Source organism: Bacillus sp. UNC41MFS5 (assembly GCF_000686805.1).
In genome coordinates this window covers 147,252-164,272 of sequence record NZ_JMLP01000017.1, presented here as the reverse complement: position 1 = coordinate 164,272, position 17,021 = coordinate 147,252, and the positions used below count along the sequence as shown (strand labels likewise).

At 38.6% G+C, this 17,021-nt stretch carries 14 protein-coding genes; 4 read left to right on the top strand and 10 right to left on the bottom strand.

From position 1 onward, the window contains the following. Positions 1–2,372: 2,372 nt before the first annotated feature. Positions 2,373–2,915, top strand: coding sequence for a hypothetical protein (locus BR30_RS33105; protein ID WP_231507673.1), 543 nt, complete (start codon positions 2,373–2,375; stop codon positions 2,913–2,915). A gap of 86 nt (positions 2,916–3,001) precedes the next feature. On the opposite strand, the gene BR30_RS37775 is transcribed toward BR30_RS33105, so the two are convergent. The 4 genes from BR30_RS37775 to BR30_RS35175 form a co-directional block, all read right to left on the bottom strand. Beyond that, positions 3,002–3,151, bottom strand: a complete 150-nt coding sequence (locus BR30_RS37775; RefSeq protein ID WP_155928544.1) for a hypothetical protein — start codon at positions 3,149–3,151, stop codon at positions 3,002–3,004. Positions 3,152–3,619: 468 nt separating this feature from the next. Continuing rightward, entirely contained in the window at positions 3,620–4,849 is a 1,230-nt protein-coding gene (locus BR30_RS33100; RefSeq protein WP_035445337.1) for a metallophosphoesterase family protein, read from the bottom strand. Between the two features lie 423 nt (positions 4,850–5,272). After that, positions 5,273–5,704 (bottom strand): aminoglycoside 6'-N-acetyltransferase, encoded by a 432-nt coding sequence (gene aac(6') / locus BR30_RS0110565; protein WP_026565001.1) that lies wholly within the window; start codon positions 5,702–5,704, stop codon positions 5,273–5,275. A gap of 120 nt (positions 5,705–5,824) precedes the next feature. Continuing rightward, positions 5,825–6,403 (bottom strand): hypothetical protein, encoded by a 579-nt coding sequence (locus tag BR30_RS35175; RefSeq protein ID WP_026565000.1) that lies wholly within the window; start codon positions 6,401–6,403, stop codon positions 5,825–5,827. A gap of 330 nt (positions 6,404–6,733) precedes the next feature. On the opposite strand from BR30_RS35175, the gene BR30_RS0110555 reads away from it, so the two are divergent. After that, on the top strand, positions 6,734–7,213 hold the full coding sequence (locus tag BR30_RS0110555; protein ID WP_155928542.1) for a hypothetical protein: 480 nt from the start codon (positions 6,734–6,736) through the stop codon (positions 7,211–7,213). 102 nt (positions 7,214–7,315) lie between these two features. Here BR30_RS0110555 and BR30_RS0110550 read toward each other — a convergent pair whose 3' ends face one another. The 4 genes from BR30_RS0110550 to BR30_RS0110530 form a co-directional block, all read right to left on the bottom strand. Continuing rightward, the gene (locus BR30_RS0110550; RefSeq protein WP_026564998.1) at positions 7,316–7,669 is read right to left on the bottom strand and encodes a rhodanese-like domain-containing protein; all 354 of its coding nucleotides are present in this window, start codon (positions 7,667–7,669) and stop codon (positions 7,316–7,318) included. Positions 7,670–7,886: 217 nt separating this feature from the next. Beyond that, entirely contained in the window at positions 7,887–8,210 is a 324-nt protein-coding gene (locus BR30_RS38825) for a thermonuclease family protein (protein ID WP_442852967.1), read from the bottom strand. 519 nt (positions 8,211–8,729) lie between these two features. Continuing rightward, a complete protein-coding gene (locus BR30_RS0110535) occupies positions 8,730–9,005 on the bottom strand; it encodes a hypothetical protein (protein WP_026564996.1) in 276 nt (91 codons plus the stop codon). A gap of 234 nt (positions 9,006–9,239) precedes the next feature. Beyond that, positions 9,240–10,574 carry an aromatic ring-hydroxylating oxygenase subunit alpha gene (locus tag BR30_RS0110530; protein WP_026564995.1) on the bottom strand — a complete coding sequence of 445 codons (1,335 nt, stop codon included), beginning with the start codon at positions 10,572–10,574 and terminating at the stop codon, positions 9,240–9,242. Between the two features lie 619 nt (positions 10,575–11,193). Between BR30_RS0110530 and BR30_RS0110525 the strand changes: the two genes are divergently transcribed. After that, entirely contained in the window at positions 11,194–11,763 is a 570-nt protein-coding gene (locus BR30_RS0110525) for a dihydrofolate reductase family protein (RefSeq protein WP_026564994.1), read from the top strand. A gap of 313 nt (positions 11,764–12,076) precedes the next feature. On the opposite strand, the gene BR30_RS0110520 is transcribed toward BR30_RS0110525, so the two are convergent. After that, complete coding sequence (locus BR30_RS0110520) at positions 12,077–13,369, bottom strand: M20 family metallo-hydrolase (RefSeq protein ID WP_051633554.1); 1,293 nt, start codon at positions 13,367–13,369, stop codon at positions 12,077–12,079. 772 nt (positions 13,370–14,141) lie between these two features. On the opposite strand from BR30_RS0110520, the gene BR30_RS0110515 reads away from it, so the two are divergent. Then, a complete protein-coding gene (locus BR30_RS0110515; RefSeq protein WP_081825401.1) occupies positions 14,142–15,635 on the top strand; it encodes an MFS transporter in 1,494 nt (497 codons plus the stop codon). 237 nt (positions 15,636–15,872) lie between these two features. Here BR30_RS0110515 and BR30_RS0110505 read toward each other — a convergent pair whose 3' ends face one another. After that, a complete protein-coding gene (locus BR30_RS0110505; protein WP_026564991.1) occupies positions 15,873–16,889 on the bottom strand; it encodes an SDR family oxidoreductase in 1,017 nt (338 codons plus the stop codon). Positions 16,890–17,021: the final 132 nt, after the last annotated feature.

The window sequence follows — 17,021 nt, the reverse complement described above, 5'->3', positions numbered from 1 at the left end:
AGACACTACGAGATCTCCATGGGTCGCTACGTTCATCTTCCATACCATGCCGCCCGCACACACCTTGGTACGATGGGTGGACTAGTAATGCCTTCGCCTCCATAGTGCAGGCTCGACCTTGCCCCATCTTTGGCCGACCGGTTCGCATTTCGGGTAGCCCCGTTTCACTACGGCCTGGTATTTCTCCTCAAGCCCTTCAGACTCCACCTCACGGTGGACGCCCTGCCCTCTGATGATAAATCATCAGCTCTTGAGACATTACTCCCAAATTTGGATATGAATCTCCTAGTCCGAGATTCAGTGGGACTTTAACCCACCTGATGAACGTGCTGCCACGCACGCACTACGCTGCTATCCGACTCCCTACCTTGCGTTTGGCTTCCTTACTTTTTTATCGCTTGTACACCATACTCTTCTTATAAGAAAAGACAGGTAGGGTCTCCCGAGTTGCCGTATCATATCAATGTGTAACGTGCCAAGGTCTCTGACTCCAGAGAGGTTTTATCCATCTTGCCTTAAACGAAGGATAAAATGTAGCTTTCTGCTGCAGGTAAAGCATCAGCCCTCTCGTTTTACTAACATTATGGAGCTCAATCCCTTCAACCAATCGGCTTTCGGCCCGCCGTCGGGTAGAAAACAAGCGCGCGCAATCAATGATTATTGAGCCACGTTTCTTGTAGCCCCCCTACGATCCCGGACGGTCGGATTTCCCGAGTCCGGTTCTGACCTTGGACTTCATCACACACTCGCCTTCCCAAATAACCGCAGGATTAAATGCTGGTACACATATTCCCCCATCAACTAATGGTTTACTTGTATGCTAGTCTATGAACAAATAGACAAAGCTCAGTGTCTTTGAAGTTCTAACTGTCCAAGTGCCCAGAGGTCCTTCGCTCCATCATAGGAGTTACCTTGATAGAAGTGCAATTACCTTACACTTAAGAAGGCATTACCCTTCCCTCATCGCTACTACGACCTCATGCGCCAGTCCTAAATCATCCTAACATTTTCTATTAGCCTCTTATATGATAGGTCTTTATTGGTTAGTACCTTCCCAATTTGAAGTAGGACCTTCCCGTCGTTATCTCTGAAAATCTTTCCACAGATGCCAGAACCCATACCCCGGCTGCTCTTACGGTGCTTTTGACCGTTTCTTCCCGTAAGACATCGGTCTTCCCCCGTTAGACAAAGGTCGACGCTAAGCGAAACATCCCTCGAACAGTTTCTTTGAGGGGCGTAGATTTCGGGATTGCAGTATTCGTTAATTCCTTCTGGCCTCTGTGTTTGCTCGCCACACAGACTGTTCCGACCTTATTCTCTCTGTGTAGAATAGGCCGCCGTGACTTTTACTTCCAAGCAGAACGTAGTTCGTTACCTCCCCACGCATTGGATATGCTAGTCATCCGAATCGGTCAATTGATGACAGGAGACTTTCACTCCATAAGATTCTCAGCCTTGACGGCTGCTCCACCTAACTGTCTACGCTTAAAGACTAAAGTTACCTTTAGCCCTCCAAGACTCGCTACGAGCGAATGGCTAGTTCTTACTCGACGGGAATCCCACCCGTTATATGATACGACCAAGGCTCGGCCGCACACCTGCCCCGTTAGCTGAATAACAAAAAAGGATTGCAGCTGCAATCCTTCTTGAACTCAAGCACACGTTTTATTTAAGTACATCTTTTCACAAACTAAAAACCTGGTCATTTGTAATTTCAACGCCATTAGGGTCTACAATAGGTGATGAAATGAGGTTTTTTATTACCGTTTGTTTGATTGTAACCACATCTCCAACTTCTGAACTAATGTTATATGAAGAATTACCGAACAAAGAAAAAATGTCGCATTCTAATCCTGATTTTTTTGTTGTTAATTTTAAATCCTGGATTTTTACCTGGTGATTAAAGGAATCTACTGCATTTTCGTTTGAGCATTAAAATGAATACAAACAACTCTATATACTCCTTTGAAATAATTCTACAAAAATGAAATAAGCCCTCTATGAATCGAAGAATACCCAAATTGACGTTAGTTTACATAATATTATTATTTAGTTAAAAACAGCAAAAACCTTTACTATGTCCAAAGAAGTTTACATTTCTAAAGAAGAGATAGTTTCTTTAATCACTCTTTTTTAGGTCCTCAGCAAATTCAATAATATTAATACAGTCTCTCGGGTCTAATTAATATGCCTATTTTTTAAGGCAAAGGGAAACCGTAGAAACCAACAATGTAACACTATTACAACTGGATGGAGCGATTAAAGTTCGATAAACAGCTAAGAATGGCCAAGGTACCTTTGTCTTTTAATTCGTCAGGTAGTGACATTTAAAACTGCATCTACATAGGATGGCAACAAGTGGAGGTGCACGAATGAAGAGATGGTTAAAAGCAGTTATTTTGACATACCTTTCCCTTCTGTTTTTTGGCAGTTTCCTTGCGGTCGGCATGTTGGGGACCGGTGCACTGGAAAATTTTCTTCCATTCATTTCTGATATCAAAATCTTTTTGTACTATTTTTTCGCTGGAGCCATTGGCGGTTCCCTTAGGCATCTATATATGTTCTGTACTCACTATATGGAAGACGAATTACACGATTATCGAAAATGGATAATGTATATTTTTTATCCGATATTTGCTACCGGTACGGCAGTTGTAGCCGTCACTATTATCCAAAGCGGTATACTTTTAATTCAATTTACAGATTATCAAGATACTCCATATGCACCGATTAGCATTGCTTTCTTTGTAGGACTTGGTTTTAATCGCTTTGTTAATAAGCTTAACACCGTATCTAAAGATATTTTTCAGACGAATAACAAAAAAATGGACACAGTCGAAGAAGCAAGTGATGAAATTGAGGATTCCTCTGGTGAACAAATGGAAAGCCTCAACAGTTCTACCACCAATAAATAAAAAAGGCCGTCATGTGAAAAGTCACATGACGGCTATTGTTTTAATCCATTATCTTTGTTCCAAATTTAAAATCGTAAACAGCTCATTCAGATCATGAATAGTTCCAGTTTTTCCGCCAAGTCCCCTATAAGTAATAGTTTAAGAATGGTAGCTTTTCGATGTAGACGATACGTTTCAGTAGTTTTGGTTTGAGTAGCGATAATAGTCCACAAGAATGCAATACTGTGTTGCATCATCAGTTCTTTCCGCCAAATCCAGCACGTCTACTTCCGCCGTGTGGTTCGTTTTGTTGCATATGCTGATGTAAATGTTAAAGAACTCAAAACAATGGCTAGTGACAAACATGCGGATTTTTTCAAAAACTCATTGGTATCTAACTAGTATCAGTTTAAAAATTAAATTCCTATTATGTAATGTTGTATAATTAGGAATCATTTATTCTAAATGAAAGGTGGTTCATTGCTCAAGAAGAAAAAAAAGAGCTCTTTGCGGTAATAAAGGGTCGTTCCATTGCCCGAGAAGTGAAAAAAGGGGCTCTTGCGGTAAATGAAAGAGCGTTCCATTGCCCGTAAAGTAAAAAAAAGGCTTCTTGCGGTAAATGAATCAGCCATTTGTAAATAGGTAACAATATAAGAACAAGGAAAAACAGGTCAAGGGTTTGACCTGTTTTTTGCTAGAAATAGCAATTACGAGAACAATTGTTTTTAGTTTTTGACCTCAATATTTATATTCTTATTTTTCCCAATCTCCTGTAGTGGCTCAGGGTCAACACTTTGATCATTCGCTGTTAAGTCAATTCCATAATCTTTAGCGAATACCATGTGGGTTTCAGTAAGCGTGCCTTCTGTATTTTCATCTAAATTGAATACTCTGGCTCCTCGAAGTCTATTTCTTTCAGATCCTGGTAGGCCGTAAGCGCCAAACCCTGTGCTACTGGAGTAACCAAGCAAAATTCCATAATAATTACCCATATAGTTATTGACGTGATCATGACCGCAAAAGACGCCCTTTACGTCGCCCCTCTCTAGCATGGCCGAAAACAAACCACTGTTAACTGGACCCGGGCATTCCTCTTCATTTCTTTCTCCTACTATATTATGCTTTGTAACCGCTAGGGTATGGTTAGCATCAGTTCTCTCATCAACGCTTGCATACCACATATATCGATGTTCCCATAGAGGGATATGTATGAACACGAGCGAAGGAACTTTATATCCCCATTGCTTCTCTATTCTCTTTGATGTTTCATAATACCAGCTTACCTGATTAAAGCGGAGCCAATCCCATGCGGGGTATCCTTTAAAATCTTGACCAGCAATGGTAGGCGGTGCATACCTTCCACTATCTAACAGCCAAAGATTAAATGCAGCTTTGTTACCTCTAGAGTTCTTAATGATAAGGTTCATATTCCCAGTTCCGGTAACTCCTTTTGGCCCTGGCTGATTCATATTGTATTTATAGGACATGTAAATTTTCAACATGTCTTCTTCATTAAGCCCACTTTTTGGGGAAGAATCTTCATCGTGGTTCCCGAATGTAACCGCCCACTTGATACCTCTTTTTTCCATCGGTTGGGCTACATTGTTTATAGCTTGTTTCATCTCCATAGGAGTATCGCAACCCCCAGAAATGTTATCACCATTAAGCACGACAAAGTCAGGTTTCTCGGAATCAAGAACTTTCTCCATAAGTTGGATGGTTCTGCGATCAATACGTTCATCGTCTTGAGTATCATTAAACTGAACAATTTTGAACTTTCCACCAGGTTTAAATTGGAGTGTAACATTGTGATCCAATTTCTCTGCATGAGCTGTGTTGCTTAAAAAATTTACTGGAATTCCGGCTGATGCAACTGTGAGGGCAAGTGCACCTAAACCACCTTTTTTAATAAAGTCTCGTCTGTCTAAACCTATTTGTGAATTGACCTTTTTCATAAAAGTACCTCCATCCTAACCTAGTAATGTACATGTTAATAATAGAGGATGAATGTTGATAGATTGTGAATATCAAGTAAAGTGTAGGTAAATCAGAAAAATTTATCTAGCAACCTTTATGGACAAGTTAAGCGAAAAAATAGTAACCAGTGGGGATTTTTGTATCGAGGTAGGGACTATAGTGCAGTAGTACAAAACAAAAAATACCACTCAACAAGCAAGTAGTCAGGGTAAAATAAGGCTGCCGTAGCACCAGCTTTGATATTCCTCTCTTTATATAGACCCACGAAATCACTCCCAAGCTCCAATGATACTAAGACAAATAGCTATCCCTAAAATTAGGATAGCTTGGTAAAGTTTTGTAAGTTCACTTCCAACCGATGAAATACTTTGCACGCGTCTCTGTGGAAATAGGTTCGATTATTATAATTTTTTCGTTAAACAAATAATTCGGTTGGCTTCCTGAAATCCACTCTTGAGATGAAATCTTAAACTATCTAGGTTATCTAGTTCCAGATCACTTGCAAATTCTTTACAGCCCCGTTCCTTTGCCCACATTTCACAGGCTGCCAAAAGCTGTTTTCCCATCCCGTTTCTTCGAAAGACCTCCTGTACAAAAATTCCTTCGAGATATCCCACTGGACTACTTTCCGTTCCTTCTACATAATCCTTTCGAAGCTGACATTGAGCAAATCCAACAAATTCCGTTCCTTCTTTTGCTAAAAAAATAGCAGCATCTTGGTCCTGTAATAATTCGCTAAATTCTTCCTTCAACTCATTCGAATCACATGCCGGCCAAAGCATCAATGCAAATTTTACAATTACCTCCAATTCCTTCTCCGTGGCTTTTACCATGTAGCTATTCCTCCTAACGAACTGCTTTTCTTATTTGCTTTTTCTTCTACAATTTATTAATTATAGCTGTACCTAATCACCTAAGGTGTCAGGCACTTTGAACATTGGACCATTCCCCCTTCATCCCATCAGTTGTTTTCCTACTATTCCATTCCTAACATCCTCAACCGTTCCTTTATAGACATTATAGGTTTCGCCATGCTCTTTTACTTCCCCTGCCATTTTAAATCCCAAACGTTGACAGATTCGATTCCCAGCTTCTGTAATCGCGATCATACCGAATTCCTTTATCACGACTCCAGTTTCCTGAATATCTTCGATCCAATCCAGCAATGCCATTATTAATGCCCTACTGTATTTCTTCCTGTCTTCATGAAGAATATCGACTATAATGGACGATAAATAAATATACACTTCTCTCCCTTTCTTATAAGCTAACGCGTGATGACAAATTCTTGATTCATCTATTTGGCCCAATAATAATTGATCGTACGTTCTTTTATTCAAAGATATTAAACTGCTATAGCCTTTTAACTCTCCATTGTCCTCTACAATTTTATACACTCTTTTGTTTCGTTCAAGTAATCGTTCTACAAATGAACGCTCAACGTGCCAATCTTGAGGATATAGCTTTCGGTCCAATTGAATCATTCCATTTAAATCCGATACTTCGCCATAACGAACATTGAGTCCCGACATCGTATATCCCCCCTTTTGAAATACAATCACACGAATAGTCTGGCATTACACGGGATCTTATCTTTATGCTCAACTTCATTCATAAAAAATTCTTCATTCGATTGGTGCCTTAGGCATGTATTAATATCATTCCTATCGTAAGGACGAAACAGTCTGAATATACTAAATATTGCGTTAGCCATTTTATTAAAGTAAGGAGACATTGCCATGAGTGGACAGTTAAACAGTGAGGTGGACAAGAAAACAAGTTCCAATCGATGGGCAAGAACGGCAAAATTGTAAGGTATTGGTTATGTCGCAGCTCTTTTTACATGGGTTATTTTTGGAATATTGTTAAGATTAGTTATGGGAATCATTGCTTATTTCTTTCCTCAACTAGCGAGTGGATTTCATTTATCAGGAACACTGTTAATCGTAATACTCGGTATTGCTGTAACCCTAGCAAATAGTATTGTATACACATTCCTTTTTCATCGTTCAAGAAAAAGTTGGGTGGTTAAAGGTTTATTATTTGGTTTGTTTCTATTAATTATCTATGGAACTCCTTTGTTTCTGTCCAATCCTGGTAATGAATTGTTTGGACCACAAGCACCGATAGGAATAGCTTTATTTTCAGTTTCATTTTTTATCGGATCTGTCATTCTTGCATTCCTAATTGAATACATTACGGACTGGTCCGACCAATCAAAGGGCAGGATGAAGATTGCCTACCTCACCTTTGTGATTCTTTCCATCCCCGCAATAATAATGCTAGTATCCATGTATGTCGAGATTTTCACCGAAATGCTGCCGAAAATAATAAACAACTGACAAAATCGGTGGAACGGGAAAACTGAAAATGGGGCCAGACCCTCAGTGCGCTAAATGTTAGCACGTTGAGGATCTGACCCTATCCTTGTTTGTCTACCCTTTCTACATGTCTTTGTGTTTTGTGTCTATGTATTGTTTCCAAGCGGTAATCCCACCATCAAGTAATGTAACTTGGTATTCTTTTTTTGATAAAATTTCTGCACATTTCCTGGCGGAATTTCCGGTTGTACATGTTATAACAATATCACTGTTTTTGGGCAAAGATTGCAGCCCTTCTACTCCATTCTCCTCAAGATCGAAGATTATATTCTTAGGGATATTCTGATTCTTGATATTTGAATCTGTAATATGATAATCATTGTATTTTTCTTCAGCACGTACATCGAGGAGGAAGATCGGTTCATTATTTTGAAGTTTCTCATCAAGAGCTTTCGGCGAAATTACTTTAAGCGGCATGTTAACTACTCCTTTATTTATTGAATTGAAAATTGGGGTCAGACTCTCAGTTTATTAAAGTGTACAGCAATGGAGAAATGACTCCATACAATCGTCCCTTGTACAAGTTTATGATACAAGATATCACTTTTTCAAGGTTTACTTCCTTAAAGAAGAAATGTTCTACTTGGTTACAACGAAAAGAGCTCTAATTTTTATTTATTAGATCTCTTTTTCCTTATCGCACACACCCAATAAACCCCTTATACGACACATAGTCCTTCGTGCCCCAAATCCTTAATTTGCTCTTCTTTGCTAGATTTTCATCTGTTTTATATAGGTTAAGATATTTATAGGGTGGATCCATAATATACGCCACCCGTGCATAACCTTCCTTGATCAGCGTTTCTTGAACGGACTTTCCATCCACATAAACATATGCAAGTAATCTGCCGTAGGAATCTCTTGACGGTCCCTCCTCCACCTCCAATGATAGACTTCCGTCTCTAACCAACTCGTTATTTCTTTGGAAAGCTTCCTCTGCAAATGGCTGATTGCACATACCTGGCCTTTTAGATTCAGGGGTATCGACCAATAAATAACGAATGGTTTCAACCTTCCCCTTACTCTTGCCTTAATTGTATCCCCATCGATGGTTTCCACTAGTGTAATAGGAATTTGCTCAGGTTCCTGCTCCACCACTTCTCCAGTAAGCACATCCTTGGTAGTATGCTTGACTGAACTATTTTCACCTGTGTTTGTTTCTGAGGGATGAACAGCAAAAAGTGATGCGGCTACGATGAATGCCCCTCCCGCTAATTTTTTCCTCATGTTCTACTCCTCCTTAGTTTCAACCTTCTATTGAGACTTCCGCCTCTCTTCTATATAGAAGTAAAAAGGAAAAATGGACAGAGTGAGTTGGAATTTTTCCAAAATGACTTTTTAAATTTCGTTAATTTGTTCCTGGTAATGATCTAGTACAACGAAAAAACACATTAGAATTCATATGTGAATCCCAATGTGTTTCTTACCTCTCTAGCATAGGTGACGCCTGTTCTATTAATAGGAGTCCAGATTATATTCATAGTTTTTCTAAAAGGACCATTCCCTCTGAGTTCTCTTTAACGAATAATATAAGATTCTTTTCTCCACAAATAGTTCCAATGATTGTATCTCTGTATACCCTCTTAAACTCATTGCCTATTCTTCGCGTGCGCCCTTTCTCCATTTTTATTTCAATCATTTTCACTCCACACGTAGGATATAACCAGTCTTCAATGAGTGAACAATCCTTTCTTTCTATCTGATCAAGGAGTTGGCTTTTTTCTTTTTGTATGTTAGTTTCATAGGATTCCAATAAATTACACCTCTATTCAATCAAATATGCACACCAGCCCTTTTCCCTCGACTGTCGTACGAACTCTGTCCAAGCCCTTGAAAGGTTCACTCTATGTTCAGTGCCGTTTTTTTATATTTCGTTCAGTACCCTTCGACATATAAGCTGGGTCATCATTCAAGGACGCAGCATTCAATTTTGTCAACCGGCAAGGTTATTTTGTGTTCGTAAGGTTCAGTTGATATTAACGCTTGTCTATAGCTCTACTTTTGTTTTTATACCCATAGCTTGTTCATACTCTTGCTTTACATCCTCGGGTTGCCCTGCACTAAACGCGTAATAATCTCTTTTCGAGAAATCTGTTCCAATAGTTAGCCTTAATTCATGCAGTTTTTTCCGACGCCAATCCTCAAAAGGCAATCCTTTTTCCAACACAGAACGTCTATCTTCTGGCCATTGGACTAGTTTGGCTTTTTCTGGATCTCTAATAACTCCTGATGGATCAAGCCCTTTCTCAACTGCTTCTAAGTTTGCCTTTAAGCCCTTTCTAAGAGCGACGATTCCTACGTCTGAAGCCCCGAGATGTTCATTGTTTCTGTCTGTAACAGTTCCTTGCCCTACCCATCCAACAATGTCCTGATTGAGCACGTGAGTCGTAATCCATTTTCCTGTTTCCGAATCTTTTATCGGAGCATACCAATGCGGTATACGGTTTTGAATATAAGGTTGTTGCTCTAAAGGAACTGCTTCCCAAGAAAATGAAACGCTAAGAGTGTTATTATCATCTATTGGAACACGGTACTCAAGATGAGTACCTATCGGACAAAAGAGGTTTGGCATTAGGTGCAACCGAGAATAATCATTTGAAATGAGACGCTGCCGACGATCATCTGGATTTTCTTCATACTTTTCTTGCAAGGTACGTCTATACGTAAGGCCATATTCAAACACATCGATATCAATACTCAAATGCGTAGCAGCTGGATTGTGTTTCTTACCGCTTTGTCGCTCCGTCCAATTCTCATGTATCCATTCGAAGTGAACGGGATCAAGATTATTCTCAACACCCTGTAACCAGTTACACGGGATTTCAGATATAACAATTTGAGCAAAACCATTTTTATAATCAAAAATTTCCCATCGAGGAAGTTCAGGTGCTGGCAAGGGTCCCAAGTAGGCAAAAAGCATTCCTGCCATTTCCTGTACAGGATAAGATGTCATTTCAACGGAATCACGGAACTTTTGGTTTTTCTCTGCTCCTTTTATAGTATCTTCATAGGGCTGGGAAATACAACTTCCATTCTCATTGAAGGTCCATCCATGATAGCTACACCTTAAGCCACACTCTTCAACCCAACCATATGCCATGTCAGCACGTCTATGGGGGCATTGCCGATCTATCAATCCATACGTTCCAGATAGATCTTTATACAACACGAGGTTTTCCCCCATAAGACGAACTGGCTTTGTAATCTTATCTTCGAATTCTGTAACTGCTGCAATAGGATGCCAATAACGCCTTAATAATTCTCCCATAGGTGTTCCTTTACCAACTCTAGTTAATTTTTGATTCTGTTCCACACTAATCATTTAAAACCCTCCCGTTCATAAAATCAGTTCTTTAAGTGCAGAAATCATTTGTGTTAATCATATATTTCTGTCTTTAAAGATTTTATTGTTATTCAATTTTAATTTTCTATAATTATATTAACAGAAATTTTTTTATATTTTAAATATTAGTTTAGTTTCTTATTTATATCTTTTTTATATAAATCGACAAGGGACAGGTTTGAACTGAACCTATGTTTCCCTTTCAATCTGCTGGATAGATGATGCCTGTTTGTTTTCTTGCTTCTTGCATGAGTTTGGCTACGAGTTGGGAGCCCTTAGACATCTATATATGTTCTGTACTCATTATATGAAAGACGAATTACACGATTATCGAGAATGGATTATGTATATTTTTTATCCGATCTTTGCTACCGGTACGGCAGTCGTAGCTGTCACTATATATATATAAAGTGAAAAAGGACAGGGTAGGTTAAAGCGTAAATGTTGATATTTGATACCTGTCCGAATTATTGATAAAATCAAGATAGGAACAAACATTCGGCATTGGGTATAGCCTGCGAATATCTAAATTCGTTGTGTAATCCTTATTCAACGAGGCAGAAGAATCAAAAACTGAATGATAAAAGGATGAAGAGCTATGACAAATAACATTCAACAGAGAAGAATAATTTTAGATTTAGCAGTTACTTTAGATGGTTTTATTGAAGGGAAAAATGGAGAGGTTGATTGGTGCATTATGGACCCTGATATGGGGTTCACTGATTTTTTGAATCAAATTGATACTATTCTATATGGTAGAAAAAGCTACGATTTATGGGGACAATATCTTCCAAAAAGTGAAAACTCTGATACCGAAAAGGAAATTTGGAAATTGGTTCATAGTAAAAAGAAATATGTGTTTTCCAGTTCACAAAAAGAGCCTGATAATCAAGCAATATTTATAAATGATAATATTCTTGAAGAAGTAAATAAATTGAAGAAAGAGGCTGGTAAAGACATCTGGCTATATGGTGGAGCAAGTCTCATTACAACTTTTATCAATTTAGGGCTTATTGATGAATTTAGATTATCTATTCACCCTGTTGTTTTGGGAGAAGGAAAACCGATGTTTGCTGATATAAAAGAGAGGATAAATTTAAAAATGGTTAATACAAGAACATTCTCGTCTGGCGTTGTCCAAATAATCTATCATTGGAATGGTAACTAATAAAATCTCTCACCCCGAAGATAAATTATTTCACAGTAATACTCGACAGTAGTTTCACTTTTTCAACTAAGCGAGAACTCATTATTTATGGGTTTCTCCTTAATTATTATGGAATTATCAACATTAAACTTAACAGAGCTAAAAAAAATAGCTATCCATTTGAATGGATAACTAACGCTACAAAAACATGTGTTATTCTCTCAGCCCAAAAAGGGGCACATCTAGGAGTATTGCAAATTTCTTATATTTAATTAACAATACCTCTTATAAGGAAGTAAAGGTTCACTTTTTTCTTAATTTAGTGATTCATTATTTATAGTAGTTTTAACGTTGTCCTGAATAGTACCTCGCACCCAATGGCAACATCTTCAAAAGAACTCCACTCATCTGGATGATGACTTATGCCATTGCGGCTCCTTACAAAAATCATTCCAATATCTGTGAGTTCTCCCAACACCATCGCATCATGAGCAGCCCCGCTTGGTAATTCATAAACAGGATACTGTAATTCTTGCAGAGAATCTTTTACTGCTTTCATCACTATTGGTGAACTCATCACAGAAGATAGGGATTGAACCTGCCTAATTTCACACCCTAAACCACGGTTTGCAGCAATTGTCCGAATGGAATGATAGATTTGAGTAACCGTATGTTTACGCCGTTCATTCGATATATCCCGAACATCCAGTGTAAAATCCACTCTCCCAGGAATGACATTACTACTTCCAGGTTTTACTTCCAATTTTCCTACTGTCGCAACACTTCCGCTATTGTCCTGTGCTATTTTTTCAATGGCTAATATACATTCTGCTGCAGCTGTTAAAGCATCTTTTCTTTCTTTCATCCTGGTTGTTCCTGCATGCCCCGCTTCACCCATGATGGTTATTTCCGCCCATTCTCCACCAGATATCCCCGAAACGATTCCAACAGCTAAATCTTTATTTTCTAACACTTTTCCTTGCTCAATATGTACTTCAATATAAGCTTTTACGTCATTTTTACCTAACTGAGCTTGTTCTAAAAGGTCTGGATTAATCTGATTAAAATATTCCCCTTCTAGACTGGCTTGCTTCATGGCCTCTAGATAGGAGATTCCATCTTTATCTGTTGCTGCAGCTAAATTTTCCTTTAATTTTTCCGAACCTTCCGTCCCAACCAAAGTGGTACTGCCTACAAAAGCATAATCAAAACGAGCCCCTTCCTCATCTGTTAAGGATACAACCTTTATCGTTCTTTCTGGTTGAATTCCCTTTTCTTTCAACGTACAAAGTACCTCAACACCCATTAGAACACCCATGGCGCCATCGAAACGCCCGCCAGAATTTACTGTATCAAGGTGAGAACCAATAAGAATGGCAGGTAATTCGGGGTTTTTACCGATTATTTGCCCAAAGATATTCCCTGCTGCGTCCATATAAGGGAATAAATCAGCTTGTTCCAGTAGTTTCAGAAAAAATTTTCGTGCTTCGATATCATTTTGATCAAATGATGTTCGAGTGACGCCGCCATTGTCTTCTTCTCCTATTTTTCCAAAGGCCATTAATTGGGTCCAAAGACGGTTTCCATCAATTGTTAAATTTAAACTCTCCTTGAAATTCTCTTCCATAGGATTAAATTCTCCCTTCATTTGATTGTCCAGTATAGAGATAATCCTGCTGTTTCCTTCCGAAAAAAAGCAGGATTCCTAATCTTTTTGTTTTAATTGGCGACGAAAATTAGTATCTGCCAAAGTTTAAAGTTTATCTCTCTAATAATTTAAGCACGTATTGAACCATTAATTTAACTCCAATTTTGGTAGTGTTTCATAATGGTACTCAGAATAGCTTTTGTCTATGTATTTTAATATAGTTTTGATCTGCAAAATTTACTTTTTCTCCTCATCTCTTTATTTGTTTATCCTTTCAAACTAACTACCGATTCCTTTATTTTGATTATTTTTTATTATATCGTAAAAATTTTATAAATTTGTATATTGTTCAATTAAAAAATATGTGCTAATATACAGACATCACTTAGTTTATCCGATAAACAAACAAAGTTTAAACTAGTATTGTTTTTTTTGATAATGTGTGTAGACGGTTTCAAAGTGAAATACTAGTTAAAGAAGTGAAAAAAAGCTTTAAATCAGAATAAACGCAACATATTTACCGTTCGCATGATTTTAAGTTTTGTTTAGGATGATTATAAAGCATTTACCTATTTTTATGAGGTTTGCTTAATGAGTTTCTAATTTTTCACCATCGCTGAAAGCGGTTAACCCTAATTTTTTGACTTTAAAAATCGAGTGGCTCATTTTTTCAAATAGACTATTTTACTAATGTTTATTATTGTAAGCGGATAAATCAATATAAAATTTAACTGAAAAGGAGATCTTTGACATGGCTTTAATGGAATCAACTGTTAAACAAATGAACACACAAAATATTCAACAAAACGAGTACCATAAGCTCAGCCTTTCTGAACGTATCGGTTACGGTCTTGGAGACTTTGCCCAAAACCTCGTATTTGGTACAGTCGGAGGATTCCTGGCTCTCTATCTCACTACCGTTAATGCCATAGGTACGGCAGCAGCTGGGTTCATCTTCTTGTTTGTCCGCATCGTCAACGTATTCTGGGATCCGATGGTTGGTACCTACGTCGATAGACGTACATTCAAGAACGGTAAATATCGTCCTTGGCTTCTGATTGCAGGTATTCCACTTGTTATCTTGTCAGCGATGCTCTTTGTTCCAATTCCAGCAATTCGTGGTTCAGTGCCAATAGCCTTTATCACTTACTTCCTGCTCGACTTGGTTTATTCCGTCGTTAACATTCCTTACGGTTCCCTGAATGCTTCACTCACACGTGACCCTGAATCCGTAGATAAAATCACAACCACTCGTATGATGCTGGCTAACATTGCTAACCTCTTGGTTTACACACTGTTTCCAATGTTTGTCCAAATGGCAGCCCCAAAAGACCGCTCACTCAAAGACACAGGTCTCTTTGGTCTCAAGATCAACATGGGTACTTATACGGATGTATCTGCAAGTCACGCTTGGTTTGGGGTTTACATGGTTTACATGGTACTTGGCGCTGTGGCTTTGTACTTCTGCTACCGCCTCACTAAAGAACGCGTTGTCGCAACTGCGGAACAATCTGCAGAAGTGAAAACTACCGACCTGTTCCTTGAATTGAAGAACAACAAACCACTCGTCATTCTGGGTTTCTTCTTTATGCTTGCTTTCACCTTCATGTTCTTTATGAACACAGTGAATGGCTTCTTTAACCAATACACAGTCAACCACTCAGACTGGATGGGTGCAGTAGGTCTCATCGCCTCCATCCCTGGTATTGCTTTCCCAGTCTTCTGGCCAAAATTGAGGAAAATATTTGGTAAAAAGGGATTCTTCCATTTCTTCCTTGGTATGTTTGTTGTTGGTGAAATCCTTACTTGGGTATGGTCGTTAGATGGCATGCACGATTCACTCTTCCTTGCCTATTTTTCAACCTTTATCAAACAATGGGGTCTCACTTCAGCGACTGGTTTCATGTGGGCACTCGTTCCAGAGGTTGTCTCTTATGGTGAAATGAAGTCTGGCAAACGTAATGCTGCTATCATCAACGCTATCATGGGTCTCTTCTTCAAGATTGGTTTCACTCTTGGTGGTGCCATTCCGCTCTGGTTCCTTGCTGCCTATGGCTTCGATGGAAATGCGGCGAAACAAACAGCAAGTGCTCTTTCCGGTATCAATATAACAGCTATATGGATTCCAGCAGCGCTTGCTATTGTTTCGATGATTGTTATGGCTCTTTATCCACTTTCAGATAAAGACGTCGAAGATATCAATAAGCAACTCGATGCTTCTCGTGCCAAAGCAAAAGTCAGATGAATAAGTTATTAACATAAATTTATTGCTAGACATCAGGACAGCTTACTGTACCTATGACAATTAGAACCCTAATTTTTGGGGTAATAGCTGGAGGAATGTTGGCTAATATATCAAAAAAAGGTCAGGTAAAGATACCTGGCCTTTTTGATTGCTAATTGACGGAATAAAACAACGGCACTTTTGCCGTCCCCTATTCCAAAGTTACCTTCATTTTGAAAGAACATCTTTTTAAAAGATCTATTCATTAATCATCTTTAAAGCGGTATTTAATGCGTCAACTACTCTGTCACACCAATTGTCAAAATCCTCATCCGATATTTGCAGTTCAGGATGAGCTAATATGTATTCGACCGTTTGCTTAATTCCTTGGTCAAATCGGGTCGTAGCAACAAAATCGGGAACCAGTCTTTTTAGTTTAGTATTATCGAAAACGACGGAATTGGCCTTATCCCCCAATAATCCACCCCTGTAATCCTCTTTACTGCATGCGTCCAAAAATTCAGATGACACATGGATCGCATTGAGTTTAACTCCGAGTGCGTCCGCGATTGTCTGGTAAATTTGATTCCAGGTAAGACTTTCATCTGAAGTGATATGAACAGATTCACCGATTGCATGAATATTGCCCATTAAACCAATAAACCCTTTAGCAAAATCACAATTGTGTGTCATCGTCCACAGGGATGTTCCATCACCATGAATAATAACGGGTTTATCCTCCAGCATTCGTTTCGCTACCTGCCAGGAACCTTTGCTTCCATGTACACCAAGTGGAATCGAACGTTCATCATAGGTGTGACTTGGTCTTACAATCGTAATCGGAAAGCCTTCATCTCGATAAAGTTTCAGCAAATACTCTTCACAAGCAATCTTATTTCTCGAATATTGCCAATATGGATTTGATAATGGCGTTCCTTCTGTAATTCGATAGTCGCACAAAGGAGTTTGGTAAGCAGAAGCAGAGCTAATAAAGATAAATTGTTTCGTTTTCCCCTTAAATAAGCGATAATCTCTTTCCAGTTGTGCAGGTTCAAACGCAATGAAATCAGCCACGACATCAAATTCTAAATCTTCAATCAGTCTGGAAACTTGGTCTTCATCATTAATATCGGCTTGAAGGAAATTTACCCCTTCAGGCAAGCGATGCTTTCGATTCCCCCTATTAAGAAGGTAAAGCTCACATCCCATTGTTACCAATTGCTTCGTAATGGCAGAACTAATCGTTCCTGTCCCACCGATAAATAACGCCTTCATTTTTCCACCTCCGCTAATTTTCAAGCAATCTATTCTATTAATACGTTAGCAAATAAATATTCTATATTGATTTCAAAATTCCTTTTTTCAAATCGATAAAGCTTCCAATCACTGATTCAATCCGCAGTTAAT

What these genes read in the sequence shown, in the direction of transcription:
- BR30_RS37775 (WP_155928544.1), bottom strand. Translation starts at nt 3,151, where the DNA reads ATGATGCAACACAGTATTGCATTCTTGTGGACTATTATCGCTACTCAA.
- BR30_RS0110515 (WP_081825401.1), top strand. Translation starts at nt 14,142, where the DNA reads ATGGCTTTAATGGAATCAACTGTTAAACAAATGAACACACAAAATATT.
- BR30_RS0110550 (WP_026564998.1), bottom strand. Translation starts at nt 7,669, where the DNA reads ATGCCGCTTAAAGTAATTTCGCCGAAAGCTCTTGATGAGAAACTTCAA.
- BR30_RS38825 (WP_442852967.1), bottom strand. Translation starts at nt 8,210, where the DNA reads ATGTGCAATCAGCCATTTGCAGAGGAAGCTTTCCAAAGAAATAACGAG.
- BR30_RS33105 (WP_231507673.1), top strand. Translation starts at nt 2,373, where the DNA reads ATGAAGAGATGGTTAAAAGCAGTTATTTTGACATACCTTTCCCTTCTG.
- BR30_RS33100 (WP_035445337.1), bottom strand. Translation starts at nt 4,849, where the DNA reads ATGAAAAAGGTCAATTCACAAATAGGTTTAGACAGACGAGACTTTATT.
- BR30_RS0110525 (WP_026564994.1), top strand. Translation starts at nt 11,194, where the DNA reads ATGACAAATAACATTCAACAGAGAAGAATAATTTTAGATTTAGCAGTT.
- BR30_RS0110520 (WP_051633554.1), bottom strand. Translation starts at nt 13,369, where the DNA reads ATGGAAGAGAATTTCAAGGAGAGTTTAAATTTAACAATTGATGGAAAC.
- BR30_RS35175 (WP_026565000.1), bottom strand. Translation starts at nt 6,403, where the DNA reads ATGTCGGGACTCAATGTTCGTTATGGCGAAGTATCGGATTTAAATGGA.
- BR30_RS0110530 (WP_026564995.1), bottom strand. Translation starts at nt 10,574, where the DNA reads ATGATTAGTGTGGAACAGAATCAAAAATTAACTAGAGTTGGTAAAGGA.
- BR30_RS0110505 (WP_026564991.1), bottom strand. Translation starts at nt 16,889, where the DNA reads ATGAAGGCGTTATTTATCGGTGGGACAGGAACGATTAGTTCTGCCATT.